Here is a 23,461-nt window from a genome sequence, read left to right as displayed (position 1 = left end):
GTACGGGCCACGGGAAAGGCCCCCGGCGACCCTGGAGACCAGGGGCGGCGGGGGCCTTCTCCGTCACGGACGGGCGGGTCAGTGGGCAGCGGCGCCCTGGGCGATCCCGAGGGCCGCGGAGTACTGGGCGACGGCCAGCTTGCCGAGCGCCGGGTAGGCCCCGAGCACCTCGGCGGTGGCGCAGTCGGCCTCCTTGCAGGCGGTGTCCAGCAGTCCGTCGGCCGCCTCCGGGCCGATCAGGTACGGGGCGAGCGCGAGCTGCGTGGAGCCCTCGCCGCGCAGCTGCTCGGCGACGGCGGCCACCGAGCCCTCCTGGTCCAGCGCGGCCGCCTTCACGGGAACGGCGAGCCGGGCGGCGAGCAGCATGCCCGTGATCCCGGCGGCCTGCACGGCCTCCTCGCCACCGGTGGTGGCCAGGACGATGCCGTCGGCGGCGGTGGTCACGGTGAAGAGGCGGGCGCGGTCGGCGCGGGCCAGGCCGGCCTCGGACAGCCGCACGTGCAGGCCCTCGGCGAGCAGCGGGTGCGGGCCGAGCACGTCGGCCAGCTCGGCGGCGGCCGAGGAGTCCATCAGCGCCTGACGGATCCGGCGGAGCAGGCCTCCGTCCGGACCGGCGAGCAGCGGGACGACCACGGCGTCCGGGCCGGTCGGCGCGGGCACCTCGTGGCCGGCGGCGCGGGCGAACTCCGCGCGCGCGGCACGCTCGGTCGCGACGGCGGTCAGCGCGCCGGACAGGGACGGGAACTCGGAGGCGTCGTCACCGTCGAGGAAGCCGATCCGGGCGTCGAGGCCCGGCAGCTCGGAGCGGCCGATGCTGATGATCTCTTCCGCCAGCTGCCGCGAGGCGGCCGAGGGGGCACCGGGCACGGCGAGCACCAGCGCGGGCGCGCCCTCGGGCGCCGCCGCGGGCTCGGGCCGGCGGTGCCGTCCGGTCTGGCGGGGTCGCGGCATTCGTACGGGCAGGCCATTTGCGGGCCCAGTGGGGGAGCTCATGGCGCCGCATGCTACTGGCTTATCGGAACAAGGTGTTCGGGCAGGGCCTTCTCGGGAGGCATCTGTCCGTATTTATCCGATGAAGGGCAGATACCTTCAACTGACTGACGGTAGGCGCCCGGCCACCCGGTTGGACCAGTAGAGTGACACAGCGTGGCACCACGACCTTTGAATGAACTCGTTGAAGCAGGCTGGGCGAAGGCCCTGGAGCCCGTGTCCGGACGCATCGCGGCCATGGGGGACTTCCTCCGCGGCGAGATCGCCGCGGGCCGGACCTACCTGCCGGCCGGCGCGAACGTACTGCGCGCCTTCCAGCAGCCGTTCGACGACGTGCGCGTCCTGATCGTCGGACAGGACCCCTACCCCACACCGGGGATGGCCATCGGCCTGAGCTTCGCCGTCGCGCCGGAGGTGCGCAGGCTGCCGGGCAGCCTGGAGAACATCTTCCAGGAGATGAACTCCGACCTGGGACTTCCCCGGCCGTCCAACGGGGACCTCACCCCGTGGACCCGCCAGGGCGTGCTGCTGCTCAACCGCGCCCTGACGACGGCCCCCGGGAAGCCGGCCGCGCACCGCGGCAAGGGCTGGGAGGAAGTGACCGACCAGGCGATCCGCGCCCTCGTCGCCCGGGGCACGCCCCTGGTGTCGATCCTCTGGGGCCGCGACGCGCGCAACCTGCGGCCGCTGCTCGGGGACCTGCCGGCCGTCGAGTCGGCGCACCCCTCGCCCATGTCGGCGGACCGCGGCTTCTTCGGCTCGCGCCCGTTCAGCCGGGCGAACGACCTGCTGGCGCGCCAGGGCACGCAGCCGGTCGACTGGCGGCTGCCCTAGGTCGTCTCTTCCGGATCTTGCCTCGCCCGCGCCGCCCGGCAAGATCCGAAAGAGACGACCTAAGTCGACTGGCGGCTGCCCGGAAGGGCCACGCCCGGTCCGTTTCGACTCTGTCCGTCCCTGTCCGGCCCTGTCCGCATCCGTTCCGGGTGTGAACGGGGAAGGATGGACGAAGGGGACCGTCCGGCGCCCGCCGGCCGCGGTCCCGGGACGGAACGATCGGAGCACAGCCCGTGAGCACGCACCCCCGGAACCCGACCACCACCCCGGACCCGGACCCGGCCACCGGCCTGCGCTGCCTGGTCACCGGCGCGGGCGGCTACATCGGCGGCCGGCTCGTCCCCGAGCTGCTCGCCGCCGGACACCACGTGCGCTGCCTGGCCCGCACCCCGGCCCACCTCAGGGACCACCCGTGGGCCGGCCGGGCCGAAGTGGTCCGCGGTGACGTCACCGACGCGGAGAGCCTGCGCCCCGCCCTGCGCGACGTGGACGTCGCCTACTACCTGGTGCACTCCCTGGGAGCCGGGCGCGACTTCGAGGAGACCGACCGGCGCGCGGCCACCACCTTCGCCACCGAGGCCCGCGCCGCCGGGGTCGGCCGCATCGTCTACCTCGGCGGCCTCACCCCGCCCGGCGTGCCCGAAGCGGAACTCTCCCCGCACCTGCGCTCCCGCGCCGAGGTGGGCCGGATCCTGCTCGACTCGGGCGTGCCCACGACCGTCCTGCGCGCGGCCGTCGTCATCGGCTCCGGATCGGCCTCGTTCGAGATGCTCCGCTACCTCACCGAACGGCTCCCCGTGATGGTGACGCCGAGCTGGGTGGGCACCCGAGTCCAGCCCATCGCCGTACGGGACGTGCTGCGCTACCTCGTGGGCAGCGCCCGGATGCCGAAGGACGTCAGCCGGGTCTTCGACATCGGTGGCCCCGACCTCCTCACCTACCGCGACATGATGACGCGCTACGCGGTCGTCGCCGGACTGCGCCGACGGTTCATCCTGCCCGTCCCCATGCTCACCCCGCGCCTGTCCAGCCACTGGATCGGCCTGGTCACGCCCGTGCCGGCCGCCCTCGCCCGGCCGCTCGCCGAATCGCTGAAGGTGGAAGTCGTGTGCGCGGAACACGACATCCGGCAGTACGTGCCCGACGGGCCGGGCACGCCCGTCCCCTTCGATCGCGCCCTCACGCTCGCCCTGGAACGGGTCAAGGAGGCACGCGTCACCACCCGCTGGTCCAACGCCTCGCTGCCCGGCGCCCCGAGCGACCCGCTGCCCACCGACCCCGACTGGGCGGGCGGCAGCCTCTACACCGACGAGCGCGAGCAGTCCGTCCCGGCGACCCCGCACCAGCTGTGGCGGGTCATCGAGGGAGTGGGCGGGACGAACGGCTGGTACTCCTTCCCCCTGGCCTGGGCGGTACGCGGCCAGCTCGACCGGCTCGTCGGCGGGGTGGGCCTGCGCCGCGGCCGGCGCGACGCCGACCGGCTCCGGGTCGGCGACACGCTCGACTTCTGGCGGGTCGAGGAGATCGAACGGGGACACCTCCTGCGGCTGCGCGCGGAGATGCGGCTCCCCGGACTCGCCTGGCTGGAGATGCGCGTCGACCGCGATGCCACGGGCGGCACTCTCTACCGCCAGCGGGCCCTCTTCCACCCGCGCGGCCTGGCCGGACAGCTGTACTGGTGGAGCGTGGCGCCGTTCCACGCCGTCGTCTTCGGCGGCATGGCCCGCAACATCGCGCGCACCGCCGAGAAGACGGCGGAAGAGCCCGCGCCGGAGAGCACCGTGAGCACGGCGGGGCCCGTGGTGCATCCGGGAGGCGACGTCGGGCGGAAGTGAGGGCGGCAAGTCCGCACGCAGCCCACCCGCCGCCGCCCCGCGCGCCCGCCGGGTGGCCGATCGCCGGGAGTGGCGCCATGAGCTCCGTCGTCCTTTTCACCTCCGACCTCCGCCTGCACGACCATCCGGCCCTGAGCGCCGGCCTGGCCGCCGCGCACGACGTGGTGCCGCTGTTCGTCCGGGACCCCGCCGTGGACCGCTCGGGGTTCGCGGCGCCCAACCGGCTCGCCTTCCTCGCCGACTGCCTGGCCGACCTCGACTCCGGCCTGCGCGACCGCGGCGGCCGGCTCGTCGTACGCACCGGGGACACGGTCGCCGAACTGCACGCCGTGGCGCGGCAGGCCGACGCGGACGAGGTGCACATGGCGGCGGGGTGCTCCCGCTTCGCCCGCGACCGCGAGGCACGGCTGAGGCACGCCCTGGAGTCCGACGGACGCCGCCTCTACGTGCACGACGGGGTGACCACGGCCGTGCCGCCCGGCGCCGTCACCCCGCAGGGATCCGACCACTTCGCCGTCTTCACCCCCTACTTCAGGCGCTGGGCCGCCGAGCCGCTGCGGACGCCCCTCGCCGCCCCCCGGGCCGTTCGCGTGGTGAGCGGGGTGCGCTCCGAGGCGTTGCCGTCACGGGCCTCCGTGGCGGACGTGTCCGAGGGCCTGCCCACCGGTGGGGAGCGGGAGGGCCGCCGCAGGCTCGGCAGCTGGCTGTCCCGGCTCGCCGACTCCTACGAGGAACGCCATGACGACCTCGCGGGCGACGCCACCTCCCACCTGTCGGCGTACCTGCACTTCGGGGCCGTATCGGCCACCGAGGCCGTGCACCGGGCGAACGCCCGCGGCGGCACGGGCGCCGGCGCCTTCGTACGGCAGCTGTGCTGGCGGGACTTCCACCACCAGGTGCTCGCCGCCCGGCCCGAGACCGCCACCGCGGACTACCGGACCCGACAGGACCACTGGCGGCGCGGCCCGGAGGCGGAGGCGGACCTGCGGGCCTGGCAGGAGGGACGGACCGGCTACCCGGTGGTCGACGCCGCCATGCGCCAGCTCGCCCACGAGGGCTGGATGCACAACCGGGGGCGCCTGATCGCCGCCTCCTTCCTCACCAAGACGCTGTACGTCGACTGGCGCGAGGGCGCCCGCCACTTCCTGGACCTCCTCGTGGACGGCGACGTGGCGAACAACCAGCTCAACTGGCAGTGGGTGGCCGGGACGGGGACCGACACACGGCCCAACCGGGTCCTCAACCCCGTCCTCCAGGGCCGGAAGTACGACCCGCAGGGGGCCTACGTCCGCCGCTGGGTCCCCGAGCTCGCGGGCCTGCCCGCCGGAACGATCCACGAGCCGTGGAAGCTCGTCGGCCTGGAACGGGAAGCCTGCGACTACCCCGACCCGATCGTGTCCCTCGCCGACGGACTGGCCCGCTTCCGCCACGCCCGGGGCCGCGACTGACCCGGCGCGGCCCGCGGGCCGCGGCCCGCGCCGGAGCCCAGGACGACGCACGAACGATGCGAGTTGAAGCGCCTCCTCCCCGCGCCGGAGCCTGAGGGAGCGGGAGCGGCCGAGCTCCCGGCAGCGGCGAGGAGGCGGAGTCGTCATGAGCGCAGCAGCCGGCACGACTGAGGTGCTCCCGGGCCCGGTCCCGGGTGGGGCCTCGGGCGCGCTCCGGGACCCGCTCTCGGACGAGGAGGTCGGCCGGGGGATCGGGCGGGGCGACGCGGACTGCTTCGCCCTGGCCCACCGACGCTGGGGCCGCCTCGTCCACCACCTGGCCGCCCGCACCCTCGGCGACGTCCGGGAGGCGGAGGACGTCACCCAGCAGGTCTTCCTCGCGGCGTGGTCCGGCCGCGCCGGCTACCGCCCCGAGCGGGGGCCCGTCCCCGCCTGGCTCGTCGGCATCGCGCGCCGCAAGATCGCCGACGCGCTCACCGCCCGGACGCGGCGGCTCGACCTGGCCGCCGCTGCCCGAGCCGCCGTGCCACCGGCGGCCCCGGCCCCCGACCGGTGCGAGGGGGCGCTCGACCGCCTCCTCGTCACCCGTGAACTCGCGCGGCTGCCGCGCGCCCAGCGCGAGGTCCTGGCCCTCGCCTTCTACGCCGACCTGACCCACGTCCAGATCGCCGACCGCACGGGTCTGCCCCTGGGGACGGTCAAGAGCCACGCGCGGCGCGGGCTCCAGCGGCTGCGCGGGGCCCTAGAAGGCGTCGTAGAGCCGGGAGACGTGGTCGAGCGCCTCCCGCAGACCACCGGGGCGCAGCATGCCGGGTCCGGGGGCGCGGCCCGCCCAGCCCGGGCCGGCGAGCAGCATCACGGGGTGCGTGCGCGCGCCCTTGACCCCGAAGGCGCTCGCGGCGACGTGCCGGGCCAGCGCGTGGTCGGCGGTGGAACGGGCCTGGGACCAGAGCACGACGGCGGCCGGTCCCGTGCGCCGCACGGCGGCGTCCAGTGCCTCGGCGGGGACGGCCGCGCCGAACATCCGGGCCGGCAGGCCGCGTTCGCCGAGCCCCGCGGCCAGCGCCTCCAGCGGCAGGGTGTGCTGGTCGGCCGGAACGCAGGCCAGCAGCACCGGGGGAGCCTCGGTCCGCCGTACCGGGGCGGGCGCCACGCGCCGCAGGGCGGTGGAGACGTGCCAGGACAGCAGGTGCTCCACCTCGATGTAACGGTCGCCGGAGGACTGCCACTTGCGCCCCACGGCGTGCAGGGTCGGCACCATCACCTCCTCCCAGACGGTGACGAGCCCGTGGTCCGCCATGAGGCCGCCCAGCAGCGAGTCCAGGGCCGGTCCGTCGAGGCGCACGGCGGCGCGGGCCAGCCCCCGGCTCTCCCGCACCGCGTCCCGCTCCGCCGGCCCGTCCGGTACGGCGCCGGAGGGCACGAGGCCGTCGGCCGGTCCCCGGCGGGGAGGCTCGGGCCGGCTGACCGGACGCGCCCCGGGCCTGCGGTCCGCGACCCCGCCGGAGCGCCCGCCCCGGGCCGCCCCGACGGCCCGCGCCGCCTCGGCGGGGGGCACGCCGGAGGCGGTCAGCCGGCACATCTCCTCCAGCATCGCGATGTCCCCGGGGGTCCAGCGCCGGTGCCGCCCGTCCTCGCGCGCCGCGGGGCCGATGCCGTAGCGCTGGTCCCAGGACCGCAGCGTGGTCGGGGACACGCCCAGGTGGCGTGCCACCGCGCCCGTGGTGAGGCCAAGCGTCGTCTCGGACATGACCCCACCGTACGACGCACGAACGATGCGCGTGCGCCGTCACCCGCCGATGGTCGCCGCCCGCACGCACAGCACGTCCGGCAGGTGCTCGGCCAGCAGCTGCCAGCTCTCGCCGTCGTCGTGACTGGCGTACAGCTCGCCGTTGCGGTTGCCGAAGTAGATGCCCGCGGGGTCCGCGTCGTCCGTGCACAGGGCGTCCCGCAGGACCGTGCCGTAGTGGTCCCCGGAGGGCAGCCCCTTCGAGAGCGGCTCCCAGCTCTCGCCCGCGTCCCGGGTACGGAAGACCCGGCACCGGTGCTCGGCGGGGACGCGGTCGGAGTCGGCGTTGAGCGGGAAGACGTAGGCGGTGTTCGGCCGGTGCGGATGGGCGGCCACCGCGAAGCCGAAGTCGGAGGGGAGGCCGCCGCCGATGTCCGTCCACCGGCCACCGGCGTCGTCGCTGCGGTAGACCCCCCAGTGGTTCTGCAGGTAGAGCCGGTCCGTGTCCCCGGCGTCCCGGGCGATCTTGTGCACGCACTGGCCGTACTCGGGGTGCGGATCCGGCAGGAACACCGCGGAGACCCCGTCGTTGGAGGGGGTCCAGCTGGCCCCGCCGTCCGTCGTGCGGAACACGCCGGCCGTGGAGACGGCCACCGTCACCGCGTCCGGGTCGCGGGGATGGGTGATCACGGTGTGCAGGCCCTCACCGCCGCCGCCCGGTACCCAGTCGCCACGGCTCGGGTGCTCCCACAGCGGGCGGACGAGCTCGAAGGAATCGCCCCGGTCCGTCGAGCGGAACAGCGCGGCCGGCTCCGTCCCCGCGTACACGACGTCCGGGGCCTCGGGCCCGGCCGGCTGGAGCTGCCAGACCCGCTCCAGCGAGGCGCCCGTGTCCTGGGGGAACTTCACGGCGGCCGTAGCCGGTTCGTGCCAGGTGGCCCCGAGGTCGTCGGAGCTGAAGACGGACGGCCCCCAGTGCGTGCTGTCCCCGCCGACCAGCAGCCGGGGCGCCGGCCCCCGCCGGTCGACGGCGACCGCGTAGACGGCCTGGGCGTTGAAATGCGGCCCGTCGAACTCCCACGGCCCCTCCCCTCGTCGGCGACCGACGAAGAGTCCCTTCCGGGTTCCCACGAGCAGCAGCACATCAGGCATGGCCGGTACCTCCGGACCTCGTCGTCCCTGCGGGGCGTTCCGTCATGAAGCGTCTTTCCGGCCAGTCTGCACCCACCCTCTGACAGCGGCCCGGCGGACGGCACCGACCCTCTCCATAGCTGATCGATACCGATCATTTACTCTCCGGAAATCGTTGCTACTTGAACGTGGGCGTTCTGAATGGGTTGACTTCAGGCCAGTGCACTGTTGCTGTCGCCGTACGCGAGAGGACCCACGTGGCCACCGAGCACCTGTCACCGCTCGACCTCGCCTTCTGGCGGATCGAATCCGCCGTCCACCCCATGCACCTCGGCGCCCTCGCCGTCTTCTCCGCCTGCGCCGCCGGGCCCGGCGGCGCAGGCGGAGAAGACGGCGGCGCGGGAGCCGCCGAGCGCGCCGCCGCACTGCTCGCCGCCCGCTGCGCCACCGTGCCGGGCCTGCGCCGCCGGATCCGCGACGTGCTGCTGCCGGTCGGCGCGGCCGCCTGGTCGCCGGACGCGGCCTTCGACCCGGCGCGGCACGTCTTCCTCGTCCGCACCGACGAGGCGGACCCGCACGCCGCGGCCGGCCCGCTGATGGCCCGTCCGCTGGACCGGGAACTGCCGCCCTGGGAGGCCCACGTGCTGGCCGGGCCGGACCCGGACTCCTTCGCGGTGCTCTTCAAGTTCCACCACGCACTCGCCGACGGCCTGGGCGCGCTGGCCCTGGCGGCCGCGCTCTTCGACGAGGGGCCGGCCCCCCGGCCCCCCGCACGCCCGGTCCCCGAGCAGCGGGCCGGCTCGGCCCTGCGCCGGCTCCCCGGGACCCTGGCCGCCCGCGTTCAGGACGTCGGCCAGGCCCTGGAGATCGGGGCCGCCGTGGCCCGCGCCGGGCTGCCGCTCGGCGTCCCCCCGGCCCTCACCGCGGATCCGGCCGGGCCGGGGACCCGGGCCGTCGCGGGCCTCGCCCTCGACCTGGACGAGGTCAATCTGGTCCGCAAGGCCGCCGGCGGCACCGTCAACGACGTGCTGATCTCCGTGGTCGCCGGGGCGCTGCGGCGCTGGCTGGAGGAGCGCGGCGATCCCGCGCCGACCGGACCCGGCCCGCGCGCCCTGATTCCCGTGTCCCGCCGGGGCCGGCCCGGTGCCGGCGGCGGGAACCGGCTCTCCGGCTACCTGCTGCGGCTGCCGCTGGCCGAGCGCGATCCGCTGCTGCGCCTGGACCGGGTCCGTGCGGCGATGGACCGCAACAAGGACGCCGGGCCCGCGCGCGGCGCCGGGGCCGTCGCCCTGCTCGCCGACCACGTCCACCCGCTGGGCCACCGGCTCGGCGGCCCGCTGGTGGCGCAGGCCGCCCGGCTGCTCTTCGACATCCTGGTCACCAGCGTCCCGCTGCCGGGCTTCACCTTCAGCCTCGGCGGCAGCCGGGTCCGCGAGGTCTACCCGCTCGCCCCGCTGGCCCGCGGGCAGTCGCTGGCCGTCGCGGTGTCGACGTACAAGGGGACCGTCCACTACGGGCTGGTCGCCGACGCGGCGGCCGTCCCCGACCTGCACGCCCTGGCGGGGGCGCTGCGCGCGGAACTCGACGCGCTTGTACGAGAAGTCTCGTAGTACGAAAGAATTCGTAGTACGGTGAGTCTCGAACTCAGCCGCCGATCCACGGCGCGCCCGGTGACCTCTGGAGCCCTGATGAGTGCTGCCCCCGCCGCCCCTGCCGCCTTCGCCGCCCTGTTCACCCCGTACGACCTTCGCTCGGTCACCGTCCCGAACCGCGTGTGGATGGCGGCCATGTGCCAGTACAGCGCCGAGCCGTTCGGCCCGAACGCGGGCGTGGCGAACGACTGGCACTTCGCGCACTACGCCGCCCGCGCCGTCGGCGGCACCGGCCTGATCATCCAGGAGGCCACAGCGGTCTCCCCGGAAGGCCGGATCACCCCCTACGACCTCGGCATCTGGAACGACACCCAGGTCGAGGCGCTGTGCCGGATCACCTCCTTCCTCAAGGCCCAGGGCGCCGTCCCCGGCGTCCAGATCGCACATGCCGGCCGAAAGGGGTCCACCGACCGCACCTGGAAGGGCGGCGGCGCGGTCGGACCCGAGGCCCACGGCTGGCAGCCCGTCGCCCCGAGCGCCGTTCCCTTCGCCGAGGGCGGCCACGTGCCGCACGAGCTGACGGTCGACGAGATCGCCGGGATCACCGCCCACTTCGCGGCCGCCACCGAGCGCGCGCTCGCGGCGGGCTACCAGGTCGTCGAGATCCACGGCGCCCACGGCTACCTCATCGGCGAGTTCCTCTCCCCGCACAGCAACAAGCGCACCGACGCCTACGGCGGCTCCTTCGAGAACCGGACCCGCTTCGCCCTCGAAGTCGTGGACGCCGTACGGGCCGTGTGGCCCGAGGAGCTCCCGCTGCTCTTCCGGATCTCCGCCACCGACTGGCTGGAGGCGGACGGCTGGACCGCCGACGAGACGGTACGGCTGGCCCGGCTGCTCCAGGAGCACGGCGTGGACCTCCTCGACGTCTCCACCGGCGGACTCGCCCCCGGGGTGTCGATCCCCGTAGGCCCGGGCTACCAGGTGCCCTTCGCCACCCGGGTCAAGGAGGAGACGACCCTCCCGGTCGCCGCCGTCGGCCTGATCACCGAACCGGAGCAGGCGGAGAAGATCCTGGCCAACGGCGAGGCCGACGCGGTCCTGCTGGGCCGGGAGCTGCTGCGCGACCCGTACTGGGCCCGCCGCGCGGCCGCCGAGCTGGGCGCGGAGACCCGTACGCCCGAGCCGTACCACCGGTCCTGGTGACGGCGGTGCGGCTCCGGCGGCCGGCCCACGGCGGAGCCGCACCCCCCGTTCCCGAAGATTTCCGCGAGTGCCCCGACTCCTTCGACGGCTCTCGTACGATGGGGGCCCGCAGCAAGCCGAGTGAGTGGAGCAGGGACATGACGGAACGGGACGCCGGCCGCATCCTCGCCCACCCCGAGGCGGCTCAGATCCGGCTGGAGGGCGTGCTGCACGCGCTCTCCGACCCGGTCCGGCTCTCCATCGTCCTGGACCTGGCCGCCTCGGCCACCGACCTGGCCTGCTCGTACTTCGACCTGCCGGTCACCAAGTCCACGACCACCCACCACTTCCGCGTCCTACGGGAGAGCGGAGTCGTGCGCCAGACCTACCGCGGCACCACCAAGCTCAACGCCCTGCGCCGCGACGACCTGGAGGCCCTCTTCCCCGGCCTCCTGGACAGCGTCCTGACGGCGGCCGAGGCCGAGTCGGCGCGGCTCTCCCCGCACACGGCCTAGAACGAGGCGTCCCAGCGGTGGAGCAGGCCGCCGTCCGGGCCGAAGACGTCCATGCGGTAACCGTGCGGCAGCGTGACGCCCTCGCTGAGCGTCAGGTACGCGGTGATGGACGCCGCCTGCCGCTCGAACCGGGCGTGGTTCGTGTCCGGGTTGCGGGTGTGGACGACGAGCAGGGGCGACGACCCGTCCGGCCCGGGCACCCGCTCGATGCCGTACACGTCGCCGTCGCCGCCCGCCCGCCGGTAGCGCTCGGCGAGGGCCGCGGCGTCCGCGGGAGCGGCCGTACTCGTCACGGTGGGGCCCGGTGCGGGCGGGCCCGCCCGATGGGCCCCGTCCGTGCACCCCGACAGGACGGCGCAGGCCGCCAGGACCACCGCAACCACGAGAGCTCTTCCGCGCATCACGGCAGCACTCTATGCGCGACGCCCCCTACGCGAGCCCCGCGGCGCCCAACAGCCCAGGCCAGTCGGGGATCTTGACGGAGCGGCGGCCCAGGGCGCGGCCGAGATCGGATTCGGCCGTCTCGATGGCCTGCCAGCCGGGCCACTCCACCGGGTGCAGGCCGGCTGCCCGCAGGGCGTCCAGCGGGTCCCCGGGCAGCTCGCGCCGGGCCAGTACCGCCGCGTCCTGGAGCAGCGAGGACACGGTCTCCTTCGCGCACGGCCGGTTCGTGCCGATCACCCCGGTCGGGCCGCGCTTGATCCAGCCCGCCACGTACTCGCCGACCGAGGCCCGACCCGCGCGGAGCACCCGGCCCGCCGCGTGCGGCACCGTTCCCTTGGCGGGGTCGAACGGCAGCCCGGCCAACGGGACGCCCTTGTACCCCACCGAACGCAGCACCAACTGCGCCTCGACGTCCTCGTGGACGCCCGTCCCGACGACCCCGCCGAGCCCGTCGGGGGCGGTCCGCTCGAAGCGCATCCCGGTGACCCGCCCGTCGGGCCCGCCGAGGATCTCCACCGGACGCAGGTAGAACCGCAGCGCGATGCGGCGCGGCTCCCCGCCCGGAGCCGCCTGCGCCCAGCCGCGCAGCACCTCCAGGTTCCGCCGCGCCACCGCGGGCAGCGCCGCGGCCGCGCCCGGATCGGTGTACGTGGGGTCGAGTGCCAGCTCTGCGGGGTCCGCCCGGGCCTCCACCCCCGGCAGGGTGCCCAGCTCGCGCAGCTCCTTGGTGGTGAACCTGCCCTGCGAGGGGCCGCGCCGGGCCACCATCGTCACCCTGCGCACCCCGCTGTCCGCGAGCGCGCCGAGCGCCGGTTGCGGCATGTCGGTCGGCGCCAGTTCCGCCGTGCCGCGGGCCAGGATCCGGGTCACGTCCACCGCGACGTTGCCCGCCCCGACGACCACCGCCGCGTCCACGCCGGGCAGGTCGAAGACCTCGTCGACGGCATCGGGGTGGCCGCTGTACCAGGACACGAAGTCCGTCGCGGAGTGCACCCCGGCCAGTTCCTCGCCGGGGATCCCCAGCAGCCGGTCCCGCGCCGCGCCCACGCAGTACACGACCGCGTGGTACAGCTCCAGGAGCCGCTCCGTGGACAGCTCCGCCCCGCCGACCTCGACGTTCCCGAGGAAGCGGATCCGCTCGTCCTCCAGGACGGTGCGCAGGCTGCCCTGCAGCGACTTGATCTTCTCGTGATCAGGGGCGACCCCGTACCGTACGAGCCCGTACGGGGCGGGCAGCCGGTCCAGTACGTCGACCCGCACGCCGGGCACCTCGCGCTGCTGGACCAGCGTCTGGGCCGCGTAGACCCCGCTGGGACCCGATCCGACGACGGCGACACGAAGCACGGCGGAGCTCCTCCCGCAGGTGGTCCCAGCATGACACCGGCCCCCTGCGCCGTCAGCCCATCGCGCGCATCCGGTGGATTTCGGCGCTCTGCGTGGCCACCACCTCGGTGGCCATCTCCTCGACCGCCACGTTGTTGCCGGCGGCCAGCACCTCGCCGGCCATCTTCAGGGCGCCCTCGTGATGGGCGGTCATCAGGGTCAGGAAGAGCCGGTCGAAATCGGCGCCCCTCGCCCCGGTCAGCTCCTTCAGTTGCTGCTCCGTCGCCATGCCCGGCATGGCGGTGTGGTCGTGCCCGCCGGAGCCCCCGGACGGGGCAGGGTGGACGGCCAGCCACTTCTCCATCGCCCCGATTTCGGGCCGCTGGGCGGCCGAGATCCGTTCTGCCAGCCCCTTGACCCCGTCCGCCGCGGCCCGCTCCGGGGCCAGCGCGCTCATCGTCAGCGCCTGCCGGTGGTGTTCGATCATCCGCTGCACGTAGGCGCGGTCGGCGGCGTTGGGGCTGTCGTCGGGCTTGGCCTTCGCGGCCTGCTCGGGCGTGAGCGTGCGCGCCTTCTCGCCCGGGCGGCCGGGGGCCAGGACCACGGCCCCTGCGTCCGCGGCCCGGTCCGCTCCGTCGTCCTCGCCCTGGCAGCCGGCGAGCGTCAGCAGGAGGCCGGCGGTCGCCACCGCCGCGGCGCAGCGGCGGATCAGCGCGGTAGGCGCTTCGCGGCCCCGGAGGGCTTTTGCCATGTCCATGAAGGGAAGATACTGCCGGGGTCCTGGTTCCGTCCCCCGTGGGCGGAACCGATCGGACTCCCATGGGAGGGCACAGTGACCTCACTGCACACCAGGAGAGTGCGGAACAGGAGGGTGGGGGTGGCCGTCGCGGCGGCAGGGCTCCTCACCACTCTCCTGGCGGCCGGCCCGGCGTCGGCCACCCCCGACCCGGGTGACCTGACACCCGGCAGCGGCGGCCAACAGAGCGCGAACTCCGTCTTAGGCGGCGAACCGGCTCCGGGCGACATCCCGGGCCAGGACGAGATCGTGCACAGCCGCAACATCAAGCACCTGGCCAACATCCCCAGCACCGATCCCACGAACATCAACTCCGACCTGGCCTTCCAGGGCAGGTACGCCTACGCGGGCAGCTACAGCGGCTTCACGATCTACGACATCGCCCGTCCGAACGCACCGAAGACCGTCTCCCAGGTGCTCTGCCCGGGCGGCCAGAACGACGTCTCCGTCCTCGGGGACCTGCTCTTCCTCTCCACCGACTCCTCGCGCAGCGACGACTCCTGCACCAGCGTCTCGCAGCCCGCGACGGAGAAGTCCTCGTGGGAGGGCATCAAGATCTTCGACATCAAGGACAAGAAGAACCCCAAGTACATCAAGTCCGTCGAGACCGCCTGCGGTTCCCACACCCACACCCTGGTGCCGGGTGACAAGGACATCTACCTCTACGTCGCCTCGTACTCCCCGAACGAGGCCTTCCCCGACTGCCAGCCGCCGCACGACGGCATCTCCGTGGTGAAGGTCCCGAAGAAGGAGCCGACGAAGGCCGCGGTCGTTGCCTTCCCGGTCCTCTTCCCCGACGGCGGCAACCCGGGCGGGCCCACCAACCCCGGCGTCTCCAAGACCACCGGCTGCCACGACATCACCGTGCTGCCCTCGAAGAAGCTCGCCGCCGGTGCCTGCATGGGCGACGGCATCCTCTTCGACATCAGCCGTCCCGAGCAGCCGCGGGTCATCGACCGGGTGCAGGACAACGTGAACTTCGCGTTCTGGCACTCGGCGACCTTCAACGAGAAGGCCGACAAGGTGGTGTTCACCGACGAGCTGGGCGGAGGCGGCGGGGCCACCTGCAACGAGGCCACCGGACCGAACCGCGGGGCCGACGGCGTCTACGACATCACCGGCCGCGGCGACCAGCGCAAGCTCGTCTTCCGCAGCTACTTCAAGATCCCGCGGCACCAGGCCGACACCGAGAACTGCGTGGCCCACAACGGCTCGCTGGTCCCGGTCGGCGACGGCCGCGACATCATGGTGCAGGCCTGGTACCAGGGCGGCGTGTCCGTATGGGAGTTCACCGACTCCACCCGGCCCCGGGAGATCGCGTACTTCGAGCGCGGCCCGCTGACGACGGATCGGCTCGGAGTGGGCGGGTCCTGGTCGGCGTACTACTACAACGGGCACGTCTACTCGAACGACATCGCCAAGGGCCTCGACGTGCTGCGGATCGACGACTGGCGCACCGACAGCGCCAAGTGGGTGTGGATGGACCGGCTCAACGTGCAGAGCCAGCCCGCGTACCACTGACGCCCGTGTCGCTAGGGGTGTGAAGGAAACGTTCCGCCGGGCGGCCCGCCGTCCGGCGGAACACCGAGCTCCCAGTCCAGCCCGTAGCGCTGGAACAGCTCGGCCCGCAGCCGGGCCTGCGGCATCGGCGCGCCCGGCAGCAGGACCGCCACGACCGCCCCCATCAGCAGGGCCCGCAGCAGCGGATAGTCCGCGTCCACGTCCGTCGAGCCGTAACGGGCGACGGTGTCCCGCAGCAGTTCCGCCAGCCGCTGCTGCTCCGGACACCGCACGAACCCCTCGGCGGCGAGGATGCCCGCCATGTGGGTCCGCATCAGCAGCGGCTCGTCACGGGCCAGCCCGAGGATCGCGTCGATGGCGCGCGCGAGCCGCTCCCGCCCGTCGTCGCTCCGCGGCTCCCGCTCCAGCGCCGCGTGCAGGGTGCGGTGCATCAGCCGGTGCACCGCGGACTGCAGCAACTGCCGTTTGCCCGGGAAGTAGTACGAGACCAGGCCGCGGGCGGCGCCCGCCCGGTCGGCGATGGCGCCGAGGGTCGTCGCCTCGTAGCCGCGCTCGGCGACGAGTTCGACCGTGGACTGGAGCAGCCGCTCCCGGGAACGTCTGCGCAATTCTTCATTGACCGATGCGCTGCGCGGGACCATGCTTACTCCTGCGTTGACTGGCTCAGAGCCAATATACTCAGCGCACGGGGTCGCCTGCTCTGGGTGAAACGGGGGATCGCCCAGGGCAGGTACCCCGCACCCGCACCCCTCACCGGTCCACCGCGTCGGAGCCGCGCCGGCGGCCGGATCCGGTCGTCGCGAGGGCCACCACGACCACGCCCAGCAGCCACCCCGCCAGGACGTCGGACGGCCAGTGGACGCCGAGGTAGACGCGGGTGAAGCCGACGCCCAGCACCGAGACCGCGGCCACCGCCCAGGCGGTGGCCGGCGCCCACGCCGGGAGCGGACGGGGGAGGAGCGGGGGGAACGGGCGGGAGCCCGGCCGGGGGAGCAGCCACAGGAGCATGCCGCACACCACCGTCGCCGTCATGGCGTGCCCCGACGGGTAGGCGGCGTAGTGCGCCGAGTCCACCGGATCCGGCCACACCGGCCGCTCCCGGCCCACCAGCGCCTTCAGCCCCTGCTGCACCGCCGCGGCCAGCACGGCGGCCAGCGCCACCCGAAGGGCCCGCTCGCGGTCGCCGCGCCACCACAGCAGGACGCACGCGACGGCGGCCAGCGCCCGCATGGTCCAGGGATCCCACACCCAGTCGGTGAGCACCCGCATGACCTGCGTGACCCCGGGATGGGCGACGGCGTGGGCGTGCAGGTCCGCGGCGACCCGGCCGTCGAAGGCGAGCAGCGGCCGCCACCGTGCCACCACCAGCGCCGTCAGGACCGACGCGAGCAGCGCGGCGAGGACGCCCGCCCACCGAAGGGGGTTGTTCCGCATGAGTGGATCCTCGCACCGACGCCCGGATCGCCGGGCCGCGGCGCGGGCGCGCCACGCGGGCGCGCTACGCCAGCGCGCTCAGCCCCGGCACGAAGGCCACCAGCACCGGGATCACCGGGACCAGCGTGGCCAGCGCCGTCAGGCGCAGCCGGCGGCCCGCCGACAGCCGGGGCGTGGCCGCGAGCAGCCGCCGCACCCGCTCCGGGACGTGCGCCTGCGGGGTGGAGGCCCCGAACACCCCCCGGTCCTCGTTGAGTCCGACCAGTGCCAGCGCGATCGTCAGCCGGCCGAACCGCCGCGAGGCCACGTCGTCGGCGGCCATCTCCACCAGCCGGTGCATCTCCGCCTCGAAGGCCGCGAAGACCGGCACCTGCGGGAAGCCCCGGGCCAGCGCCCGCGAACAGTGCAGCAGCCAGTCGTGCCGGGCCGCCGCGTGCCCCTGCTCGTGCGCCATGACGGCGTCCAGCTGGCTCCCCTTCAGCCGGCCCAGCGCCGCCGTGGTCACCACCAGCTGCGGGGCCGCTCCCGGCAGCCACCAGGCGTCCGGCCGCGTGCCCTCCAGGACGACGAGCCGCGCACCCGAGGGGTCCTCCCCGGGCAGCAGCGGAGCCCGCACGAGCAGTTCACTGCCCTGCGCGCGCCGCCGGGCCCGCGCCCGCAGCACCTCACCCGTCAGCATCGCCCCGGTCCACAGGGCACCGCCGGCCAGCCCGAGCGCGGTGACCGCGGCCCAGGGCCCGCCGGAGGCGCCCAAGGCGTACGCGTCGACCACCCCGTGCGGGGCGGAGGCGAACAGCCGGCCCCGGACCGCCTGCCAGGCGGCCGCCGCGCTCAGCAGCATCGACAGTCCGAAGCACAGCAGCACCGCGCCGACCACGCACTGCCAGGCCCAGAGCGCGACGACGGGTTCTCGCTCGGGCCAGCGGGCCCGGGCCAGCAGACGGGGGGCGAGCACCGCGGTCAGGGCGCCGAGCATCAGGAGAACGGCGGGGACCATCATGTCCGCCAGCCTATGAGCGCGGCACTATCCGCGGGTACGGCCTCGGGCCATTGGTGACGCAGGACACGTCCGCGAGCCGCGTCACATCATCGGCAGCATCGCCAACATGCCGATGCCCATGGCCAGTCGACAGGCGCGGATCAGCTCGGCCGGTCCGCTCAGGCCCCCGGCGACCTGCTGCCCGGCCGCTCCGCCCGCGGCGAGCAGCCGGGTGCCACCGAACAGCACGTACCCGGAGTAGTAGAGGAGGAGCGCCCCGGTCAGCAGCGGCAGCCCGGCGCCCTGCCCGTGCCCGTGGCCGCCCCCGGAGCCCGCCGTCAAGGCCATGTACACCATCGTCAGGGAGCCCACCAGGTGGTGCGTGTGGTGCGCCCCGCCCCGCAGCAGCCACAGGGCGTGCAGGGCCGCGCCGCAGAACACCACCGCCAGGAGGGGAGCCCGCCACCCGGCGCCGTGCGCGAGGGGCACCGCCATCAGCGCCATGCCGAACCCCTTCACCGCCTCCGCGGCGGCCGCGCCACCCGCGGCGCGCGCCCGCCGGAGGCAGTACGCACCGCTCACCGCGCACAACAGGACGAGCAGCCAGGCGGACACGGACACGGAAACGGACACGGAGTCGGGGACGGAGGTGGCGGAACCGTGCACGGCGGAACCTCCCGGTTCGTCGGCGTCACGGGGAGAGATGCCCCTCTCACACGGCGCTCACGCCGCCCCGGGTTACGCTCTCCCTGCCGCACCAGGCATGTCATATGCCACCGCATCGAACGGAGCGCCCGATGTCGACCGCCCAGTCCGCCGCCCTCAGTTTTCGCAGCGCCGTGGAGGCGGACGTACCGGAACTGGTGGTGCTCGTCGAGTCCGCGTACCGAGGGGACGCCAGCCGGGCCGGCTGGACCACCGAGGCCGACTACCTCGACGGCCAGCGCACCGACCCCGACGGGGTCCGCGCCGTCATCGAAAGCCCCGACAGCGTCCTGCTCGTCGTCGAGCGCGCGGGCGAACTCGTCGCCTGCTGCCAGCTCGAACACCGCGGAGACCACGCCTACTTCGGCATGTTCGCCGTCCGCCCCGGGCTCCAGGGCGCCGGTCTCGGCAAGGAGATCCTCGCCGAGGCCGAGCGCCGCGCCCGCGAGACGTGGGGGGCCAAGGAGATGCGCATGACGGTGGTGAACGTACGGGAGGAGCTCATCGCCTACTACGTGCGCCGCGGCTACCTGCGCACCGGCGAGCTGAGCCCCTTCCCCTACGGTGACGAGCGCTTCGGCGTCCCGCTCCGCGACGACCTCGCCTTCGAGCTGCTCGTCAAGGCGCTCTGACGCCTCCTCGGGGAGGCCGGACGTCAGGCGGTGAACCGGCCGGTGCTGCGGATCTCCGGGAGGTCCGTGGCCGCGCCGTCCAGCCCGAGCGCCCGCGCCAGCCGCAGCTGGTCCAGGGTGTTGACCGCCCGGGCGGTCACCCGCAGGCCGGCCGCGTGCGCCGACTCCACCGTCTCCAGGGACAGGACGTGGATGTCCGCGGCGATCGCCGAGGCACCCGCGGCCAGCGCCCGGTCCACGAGACCCCCGGTGCCGCCGCCGGGGGCCGCGTACAGGGTGGTCCGAACGCCGGGCACCAGCCGGGTCACCTCGGTCAGCACCGCCTCGTCGGTGGCGGCCACCTCCACCCGGCCGGTCAGGTCGCGGCGCAGGATCAGTTCCGCCAGCACGTCGGCCGTGGCCCGGTCCCGTACGGACACCTGGAGCGGCACCCGGACCGCGTCCAGGACCTCTTCGAGCACCGGTACGCGCTCGCCCTGACCGGCGTCCAGCTCGCGCAGCTCGGCCAGGGTCAGATCGGCGACGGCCCCGGAGCCGTCCGTGGTGCGGTCGACGTCGGGGTCGTGCACGGCGACGAGGGCGCCGTCCTTGCTCAGCCGGAGGTCCAGGGCGATGACGTCCATGCCGGAACGTTCCGCTCGAACGAACGACCGTACGGTGTTCTCCGGTTCGACACCCATGACCCCGCGGTGACCGATGGTGAGGAAAGTCAAGGTTCTCTCGCTTCCGTCGACGGCGGCTCCCCCGCGCGGTCGCGGTGTCCCTACCGGCCGCGCGTGATGAGGTCGCATGCTAGTGCGCCGAGGGTGCGAAGGGACCGGGCGTGCACGGGCCCGAAAGGGCGTTCAGGCCGCTTCCCGCCAGGGTTGTGGGCCCCGCGGCGGCCGCCGCCGGGCCCACCGCGTCACCCGGGCGTGGGCGCGTCCCCGTCACCTTGACGACCTGCGCCATCGGCGTCACCTCGACGACCTTCGGCAGGGGCCTGCGCGAGCCCCGCCAGGTCGCCGAGCAGGGCCTCGGCCAGCTCCAGTTCGGCGAGGTGCTGCCGCTCGCTCCAGCGCAGCGCGAGGGCGGGGAAGGCCCATTCCGGTACGCCGCCCGCCTGCTCCATGGCCTCCCGTACGGCGGCGAGCTCCTCCCGGGTGCGCTCCACGTGCTCGCCGACCATCGCGCGCAGCCGCTCCGGCTCGGCCAGGTGGCCGAGCCACACCCGCAGCAGCAGCCCGTGCTTGAGCACCGGCGGCCCGGCCTCGGCGGTGTCGGCGGCCCAGTCCGCCAGCGCCGCGCGGCCCGCGTCGGTGATGGCGTAGCGCCGCTTGGCCCGCGCCTCCTCGGGCCCGGAGCGGGCGGAGGCGGCGTACCCGAGTTCCTCCAGACGGCGCAGCTCCGCGTAGATCTGGCTGATGGCCGGCGACCAGTAGAAGAAGCGCAGGGAGGAGTCCGCCCACTTCTTCAGCTCGTAGCCGGTCCGCTCCCCGGGGAAGGAGAGCAGACCGAGCACGGCCCACGCGGTCGGCGGAAGCCCTTGCTTCTTTGCTTCCTGACTACTAGTCATATTACTAATTGAAGTGAGGCCGGGCACGCGACGCAACCCTGGGGGCACAGTGGAATTCTCCGTGATCTTCGAAGCACAGCTTGCCGACCCGACGGTGGAACGGGAGCACCAGGTCATCCGTGACTGCGTCGAGCAGGCCGTGCTCGCCGAACGCATGGGATTCGACCGGATCTGGGCCGTGGAGCACCACTCCCTGAAGTGGTACGCACATATGAGCGCTCCCGAGATCTTCTTGACCTGGGTCGCGGCCAGGACGAACACCATACGCATCGGCCACGGCGTCGTGTGCATGCCCTTCAACTTCAACCACCCGGTGCGGGTCGCCGAGCGGGCCGCCATGCTCGACCTGCTCTCCGGAGGACGGCTCGACCTCGGAGCCGGGCGCGGCGGCACCGAGCAGGAAACCTCGCTGTGCGGGGTGGACCGGGACCGCACCGCGGCGGAGGTGGAGGAGGCCCTGCGGATCATCGGCAGGGCCTGGCAGGAGGAGGAGCTGGAGTACCACGGGGAGCTGATCGACATCGACCCGCACCCGATCCTGCCGCGGCCGGCGCAGACCCCGCACCCGCCGCTGTTCCTGGCGTGCAGCCGGGCCGAGACGCTGGTCCAGGCCGCCGAGCTGGGGATCGGGGCGCTGGTGATGGGCTTCGCCGGACCGGAGTCCATCGCCGGGATGCGCTCCGTCTACGACGCCGCGATCGCCGGCCGGGACGGCAGCCGGTTCGTGTCCACCGTGGTCAACGACCACTTCTCCGTGCTCTGCCCGACCATCGTGCTCGACGACCGGGAGGAGGCGCGCCGGATCGGCGTCCGCGGCCAGCGGTTCTTCGCCCAGGCCATCGGCCACTGGTACGGCGGGGCGGGCGTCCCGGACGAGGCCGTGGTCGCGGGCGCCGACGAGACGGCGGAGATGCGCAGGGCCGCCGAGCAGGTCGTGGCCCGGCTGCACGAGCTGGAGATCCCCGTCCGGCCGACCTCGACGGCGACCTTCAACGCCGACCACGCCTACGGCAGTGCCGATGACGCCATCGCGTACGTGGAACGGCTCAGGGAGGCCGGCGCCGACGAGATCATGTGCCTGATCCAGATGGGCACGGTGGGGCAGCAGGCCTGCCTGGAGACCCTGCGGCAATGGGGGGAAAGGGTCATTCCGCACTTCCGGGGCGTGTGACGTCCCCCTCTGTAGGGCGCTCCGGCTCCGCCGGCCGCCGGCCGGGCGGAGGGCGAAAACGGGCCGCGAGGCCTTGGCGCGCCTGGGCGGAGTGGTCCATTCCACCCTGACGAACGGGAAGACTTTCGGTGAAGTAGGGGGTGTCGCAGGATAATTTCCCGAACCGCCTCTTGAACGGAAGAGCCTCGCACGCATACGCTGCCTTGACGTGAGGTTCTCCTGTGGAGGAAGTGACATGACGGAAACTCTTGTGCCGGGTACCGGCGGGGCCGTGATAACCGCCGGGACGCGGGTGGTCGACCACCCGGCGTGGCCCGAGCTCAAGGCCGCCGTGGAGGAGATCCGCCCGTGGCAGGCCAAGGACGGGTCCATCGACTTCGAGGCCGAGGGCGCCCCCGCCCGGCACACCGCCGAGGCCGCGGTCGGTCGCGTGATCCGCGCCGTCGAGACGCTCTCCCCGCTCCTCCCGCACGCCACCGCGTACCACGAGGCCCTCGTCGCCGACCTGCGCAAGTGGGCCGCCGACGACTTCCGGGTGCCGGACTTCCTCGACTCGCTGCTGGCCTTCCACCCGGCCGCCGAGCGCGCCGACGGGCTCCAGCACCTCGTCGTCTTCCCGATGTACACGCAGAACGGCAACCCGGACCGCAATCTGGAGGCCGTCGCGCTGAAGATGGTGTGGCCCGAGTGGCTCGCCGAGCTGGAGCGCACCCGGTACGACAACCCGCTCTTCCTCGGCATCACCTTCGAGGACTTCACCGCGGGCTACGACACGCACTCCGCCGTGCTCTTCCCGGAGACCATCGCCGTGCGCGAGGCCCCCGAGCGCTTCACCTGGGGCGGCATCTTCTGTGACCGCGAGGCCGCGCGCTTCCGCAAGGTCACCTCGGCCGCCGTCGACATCCTCGGCGTCGAGCTGCCCGCCGACATCGCCGCCATGGTCACCGACCAGGAGCGCTGCGAGAAGGCCTTCGTCCTGTGGGACATGGTCCACGACCGCACCCACAGCCACGGCGACCTGCCGTTCGACCCCTTCATGATCAAGCAGCGCCAGCCGTTCTGGATGTACGGCCTGGAGGAGCTGCGCTGCGACCTCACCGCCTTCAAGGAGGCCGTGAAGCTGGAGTCCGAGGGCAACGAACACGGCCGTGACGTGCAGTACGCCGTCCTCTTCGACCGGATGTTCCGCTTCCCGGTCTCCGGCGACCGCAACCGCAACTACGACGGTCTCGGCGGCCAGCTGCTCTTCGCGTACCTCCACAAGCACGACGTCGTGCGCTGGACGGACAACAAGCTGAAGATCGACTGGATGCGCGCCCCGCAGGTCACCAACCAGCTGTGCGCCGAGATCGAGGACCTCTACCGGGCCGGCATCGACCGCCCGAAGCTGGTGCACTGGTTCAAGGCCTACGAGCTGGTCTCGACGTACCTCGCCCCGCACCCGGGCTCCAAGTGGGCCAAGGGCCCCGACGCCCTCGACATGACGCAGCCGCCGCGCAAGCTCGTCGACGACGTGCTTCCGGACGAGTTTCCGCTCAGCATGTTCTTTGAGGCGCTCGCCAAGAAGCTCAAGAGCACCATCGCCTCGACCAAGGGCATCACCGCTCTGAACTCGGAGAACGCCGAGCGGGTCAACGCGTGA

22 protein-coding genes and 1 pseudogene are annotated in these 23,461 nt (G+C 73.8%); 11 read left to right on the top strand and 12 right to left on the bottom strand.

Annotated elements, in window-relative coordinates:
* Window positions 1–78: 78 nt before the first annotated feature.
* Window positions 79–993, bottom strand: coding sequence for a sirohydrochlorin chelatase (locus tag ACFYP3_RS07020; protein ID WP_388827992.1), 915 nt, complete (start codon window positions 991–993; stop codon window positions 79–81).
* Between the two features lie 153 nt (window positions 994–1,146).
* Here ACFYP3_RS07020 and ACFYP3_RS07015 point away from each other — a divergent pair, with 153 nt between their 5' ends.
* The 4 genes and pseudogenes from ACFYP3_RS07015 to ACFYP3_RS07000 form a co-directional block, all read left to right on the top strand.
* Entirely contained in the window at window positions 1,147–1,824 is a 678-nt protein-coding gene (locus ACFYP3_RS07015) for a uracil-DNA glycosylase (protein WP_388827989.1), read from the top strand.
* Between the two features lie 233 nt (window positions 1,825–2,057).
* A complete protein-coding gene (locus ACFYP3_RS07010) occupies window positions 2,058–3,659 on the top strand; it encodes an SDR family oxidoreductase (RefSeq protein WP_388827986.1) in 1,602 nt (533 codons plus the stop codon).
* A gap of 77 nt (window positions 3,660–3,736) precedes the next feature.
* Window positions 3,737–5,107: a cryptochrome/photolyase family protein gene (locus ACFYP3_RS07005; protein ID WP_388827983.1), complete on the top strand. Its 1,371-nt coding sequence runs from the start codon at window positions 3,737–3,739 to the stop codon at window positions 5,105–5,107.
* A 145-nt stretch (window positions 5,108–5,252) separates the two neighbouring features.
* Window positions 5,253–5,855 (top strand): annotated as a pseudogene (locus tag ACFYP3_RS07000) (RNA polymerase sigma factor); the annotation flags it as partial.
* Here the strand turns inward: ACFYP3_RS07000 and ACFYP3_RS06995 are convergent.
* A complete protein-coding gene (locus ACFYP3_RS06995; RefSeq protein ID WP_388827980.1) occupies window positions 5,850–6,857 on the bottom strand; it encodes a MerR family transcriptional regulator in 1,008 nt (335 codons plus the stop codon). The pseudogene ACFYP3_RS07000 and the gene ACFYP3_RS06995 sit on opposite strands and share 6 nt — an antisense overlap.
* A 39-nt stretch (window positions 6,858–6,896) precedes the next feature.
* Window positions 6,897–7,988 (bottom strand): WD40/YVTN/BNR-like repeat-containing protein, encoded by a 1,092-nt coding sequence (locus ACFYP3_RS06990; protein WP_388827977.1) that lies wholly within the window; start codon window positions 7,986–7,988, stop codon window positions 6,897–6,899.
* Between the two features lie 236 nt (window positions 7,989–8,224).
* Here ACFYP3_RS06990 and ACFYP3_RS06985 point away from each other — a divergent pair, with 236 nt between their 5' ends.
* The 3 genes from ACFYP3_RS06985 (at window position 8,225) to ACFYP3_RS06975 (ending at window position 11,259) form a co-directional block, all read left to right on the top strand.
* Window positions 8,225–9,577, top strand: coding sequence for a wax ester/triacylglycerol synthase family O-acyltransferase (locus tag ACFYP3_RS06985; protein WP_388827974.1), 1,353 nt, complete (start codon window positions 8,225–8,227; stop codon window positions 9,575–9,577).
* A 78-nt stretch (window positions 9,578–9,655) separates the two neighbouring features.
* Window positions 9,656–10,765 (top strand): NADH:flavin oxidoreductase/NADH oxidase, encoded by a 1,110-nt coding sequence (locus ACFYP3_RS06980; RefSeq protein ID WP_388827971.1) that lies wholly within the window; start codon window positions 9,656–9,658, stop codon window positions 10,763–10,765.
* A gap of 137 nt (window positions 10,766–10,902) precedes the next feature.
* Window positions 10,903–11,259: an ArsR/SmtB family transcription factor gene (locus tag ACFYP3_RS06975; protein ID WP_388827968.1), complete on the top strand. Its 357-nt coding sequence runs from the start codon at window positions 10,903–10,905 to the stop codon at window positions 11,257–11,259.
* Here the strand turns inward: ACFYP3_RS06975 and ACFYP3_RS06970 are convergent.
* Genes ACFYP3_RS06970 through ACFYP3_RS06960 form a run of 3 tightly spaced genes read right to left on the bottom strand, consistent with a single transcriptional unit; the run spans window position 11,256 to window position 13,783 of the window.
* Window positions 11,256–11,660 carry a hypothetical protein gene (locus ACFYP3_RS06970; RefSeq protein WP_388827965.1) on the bottom strand — a complete coding sequence of 135 codons (405 nt, stop codon included), beginning with the start codon at window positions 11,658–11,660 and terminating at the stop codon, window positions 11,256–11,258. The two genes, ACFYP3_RS06975 and ACFYP3_RS06970, sit on opposite strands and share 4 nt — an antisense overlap.
* Before the next feature lie 28 nt (window positions 11,661–11,688).
* Window positions 11,689–13,047, bottom strand: coding sequence for an FAD-dependent oxidoreductase (locus tag ACFYP3_RS06965; RefSeq protein WP_388827962.1), 1,359 nt, complete (start codon window positions 13,045–13,047; stop codon window positions 11,689–11,691).
* A gap of 52 nt (window positions 13,048–13,099) precedes the next feature.
* Window positions 13,100–13,783, bottom strand: a complete 684-nt coding sequence (locus tag ACFYP3_RS06960; protein WP_388827959.1) for a DUF305 domain-containing protein — start codon at window positions 13,781–13,783, stop codon at window positions 13,100–13,102.
* A gap of 75 nt (window positions 13,784–13,858) precedes the next feature.
* Between ACFYP3_RS06960 and ACFYP3_RS06955 the strand changes: the two genes are divergently transcribed.
* Window positions 13,859–15,343 carry an LVIVD repeat-containing protein gene (locus tag ACFYP3_RS06955; protein WP_388827956.1) on the top strand — a complete coding sequence of 495 codons (1,485 nt, stop codon included), beginning with the start codon at window positions 13,859–13,861 and terminating at the stop codon, window positions 15,341–15,343.
* Between the two features lie 11 nt (window positions 15,344–15,354).
* On the opposite strand, the gene ACFYP3_RS06950 is transcribed toward ACFYP3_RS06955, so the two are convergent.
* From ACFYP3_RS06950 to ACFYP3_RS06935, 4 genes are all read right to left on the bottom strand, one after another.
* Window positions 15,355–15,984: a TetR/AcrR family transcriptional regulator gene (locus ACFYP3_RS06950; protein ID WP_388827953.1), complete on the bottom strand. Its 630-nt coding sequence runs from the start codon at window positions 15,982–15,984 to the stop codon at window positions 15,355–15,357.
* A gap of 109 nt (window positions 15,985–16,093) precedes the next feature.
* Window positions 16,094–16,777, bottom strand: coding sequence for a phosphatase PAP2 family protein (locus ACFYP3_RS06945; RefSeq protein WP_388827950.1), 684 nt, complete (start codon window positions 16,775–16,777; stop codon window positions 16,094–16,096).
* Window positions 16,778–16,841: 64 nt separating this feature from the next.
* The gene (locus tag ACFYP3_RS06940) at window positions 16,842–17,777 is read right to left on the bottom strand and encodes a M56 family metallopeptidase (protein WP_388827947.1); all 936 of its coding nucleotides are present in this window, start codon (window positions 17,775–17,777) and stop codon (window positions 16,842–16,844) included.
* An 81-nt stretch (window positions 17,778–17,858) separates the two neighbouring features.
* Window positions 17,859–18,422, bottom strand: a complete 564-nt coding sequence (locus ACFYP3_RS06935; protein ID WP_388827944.1) for a DUF5134 domain-containing protein — start codon at window positions 18,420–18,422, stop codon at window positions 17,859–17,861.
* A gap of 131 nt (window positions 18,423–18,553) precedes the next feature.
* Here ACFYP3_RS06935 and ACFYP3_RS06930 point away from each other — a divergent pair, with 131 nt between their 5' ends.
* A complete protein-coding gene (locus ACFYP3_RS06930) occupies window positions 18,554–19,093 on the top strand; it encodes a GNAT family N-acetyltransferase (RefSeq protein WP_388827941.1) in 540 nt (179 codons plus the stop codon).
* Window positions 19,094–19,116: 23 nt separating this feature from the next.
* On the opposite strand, the gene ACFYP3_RS06925 is transcribed toward ACFYP3_RS06930, so the two are convergent.
* Together ACFYP3_RS06925 and ACFYP3_RS06920 are read right to left on the bottom strand one after the other, a co-directional pair.
* Window positions 19,117–19,806 carry a glycerophosphodiester phosphodiesterase gene (locus ACFYP3_RS06925; protein WP_388827938.1) on the bottom strand — a complete coding sequence of 230 codons (690 nt, stop codon included), beginning with the start codon at window positions 19,804–19,806 and terminating at the stop codon, window positions 19,117–19,119.
* A gap of 191 nt (window positions 19,807–19,997) precedes the next feature.
* Window positions 19,998–20,648 carry a PadR family transcriptional regulator gene (locus tag ACFYP3_RS06920; RefSeq protein ID WP_388827935.1) on the bottom strand — a complete coding sequence of 217 codons (651 nt, stop codon included), beginning with the start codon at window positions 20,646–20,648 and terminating at the stop codon, window positions 19,998–20,000.
* A 49-nt stretch (window positions 20,649–20,697) separates the two neighbouring features.
* Between ACFYP3_RS06920 and ACFYP3_RS06915 the strand changes: the two genes are divergently transcribed.
* Both ACFYP3_RS06915 and ACFYP3_RS06910 read left to right on the top strand, forming a co-directional pair.
* Window positions 20,698–21,819 (top strand): LLM class flavin-dependent oxidoreductase, encoded by a 1,122-nt coding sequence (locus ACFYP3_RS06915; protein ID WP_388827932.1) that lies wholly within the window; start codon window positions 20,698–20,700, stop codon window positions 21,817–21,819.
* Between the two features lie 235 nt (window positions 21,820–22,054).
* Window positions 22,055–23,461, top strand: a complete 1,407-nt coding sequence (locus ACFYP3_RS06910; protein ID WP_388827929.1) for a DUF6421 family protein — start codon at window positions 22,055–22,057, stop codon at window positions 23,459–23,461.

Origin of the sequence: Streptomyces sp. NPDC005533 (genome assembly GCF_042871845.1) — a bacterium.
Taxonomy (GTDB): Bacteria; Actinomycetota; Actinomycetes; order Streptomycetales; family Streptomycetaceae; genus Streptomyces.
This window is presented reverse-complemented; position numbering and strand designations above follow the sequence as displayed.

Bases quoted from the DNA above. Each gene is read 5' to 3' on its own strand.
- ACFYP3_RS07020 (WP_388827992.1), bottom strand. From the start codon at position 993: ATGAGCTCCCCCACTGGGCCCGCAAATGGCCTGCCCGTACGAATGCCG.
- ACFYP3_RS07005 (WP_388827983.1), top strand. From the start codon at position 3,737: ATGAGCTCCGTCGTCCTTTTCACCTCCGACCTCCGCCTGCACGACCAT.
- ACFYP3_RS06995 (WP_388827980.1), bottom strand. From the start codon at position 6,857: ATGTCCGAGACGACGCTTGGCCTCACCACGGGCGCGGTGGCACGCCAC.
- ACFYP3_RS06990 (WP_388827977.1), bottom strand. From the start codon at position 7,988: ATGCCTGATGTGCTGCTGCTCGTGGGAACCCGGAAGGGACTCTTCGTC.
- ACFYP3_RS06980 (WP_388827971.1), top strand. From the start codon at position 9,656: ATGAGTGCTGCCCCCGCCGCCCCTGCCGCCTTCGCCGCCCTGTTCACC.
- ACFYP3_RS06975 (WP_388827968.1), top strand. From the start codon at position 10,903: ATGACGGAACGGGACGCCGGCCGCATCCTCGCCCACCCCGAGGCGGCT.
- ACFYP3_RS06970 (WP_388827965.1), bottom strand. From the start codon at position 11,660: ATGCGCGGAAGAGCTCTCGTGGTTGCGGTGGTCCTGGCGGCCTGCGCC.
- ACFYP3_RS06960 (WP_388827959.1), bottom strand. From the start codon at position 13,783: ATGGACATGGCAAAAGCCCTCCGGGGCCGCGAAGCGCCTACCGCGCTG.
- ACFYP3_RS06950 (WP_388827953.1), bottom strand. From the start codon at position 15,984: ATGGTCCCGCGCAGCGCATCGGTCAATGAAGAATTGCGCAGACGTTCC.
- ACFYP3_RS06945 (WP_388827950.1), bottom strand. From the start codon at position 16,777: ATGCGGAACAACCCCCTTCGGTGGGCGGGCGTCCTCGCCGCGCTGCTC.
- ACFYP3_RS06940 (WP_388827947.1), bottom strand. From the start codon at position 17,777: ATGATGGTCCCCGCCGTTCTCCTGATGCTCGGCGCCCTGACCGCGGTG.
- ACFYP3_RS06930 (WP_388827941.1), top strand. From the start codon at position 18,554: ATGTCGACCGCCCAGTCCGCCGCCCTCAGTTTTCGCAGCGCCGTGGAG.
- ACFYP3_RS06920 (WP_388827935.1), bottom strand. From the start codon at position 20,648: ATGACTAGTAGTCAGGAAGCAAAGAAGCAAGGGCTTCCGCCGACCGCG.
- ACFYP3_RS06910 (WP_388827929.1), top strand. From the start codon at position 22,055: ATGACGGAAACTCTTGTGCCGGGTACCGGCGGGGCCGTGATAACCGCC.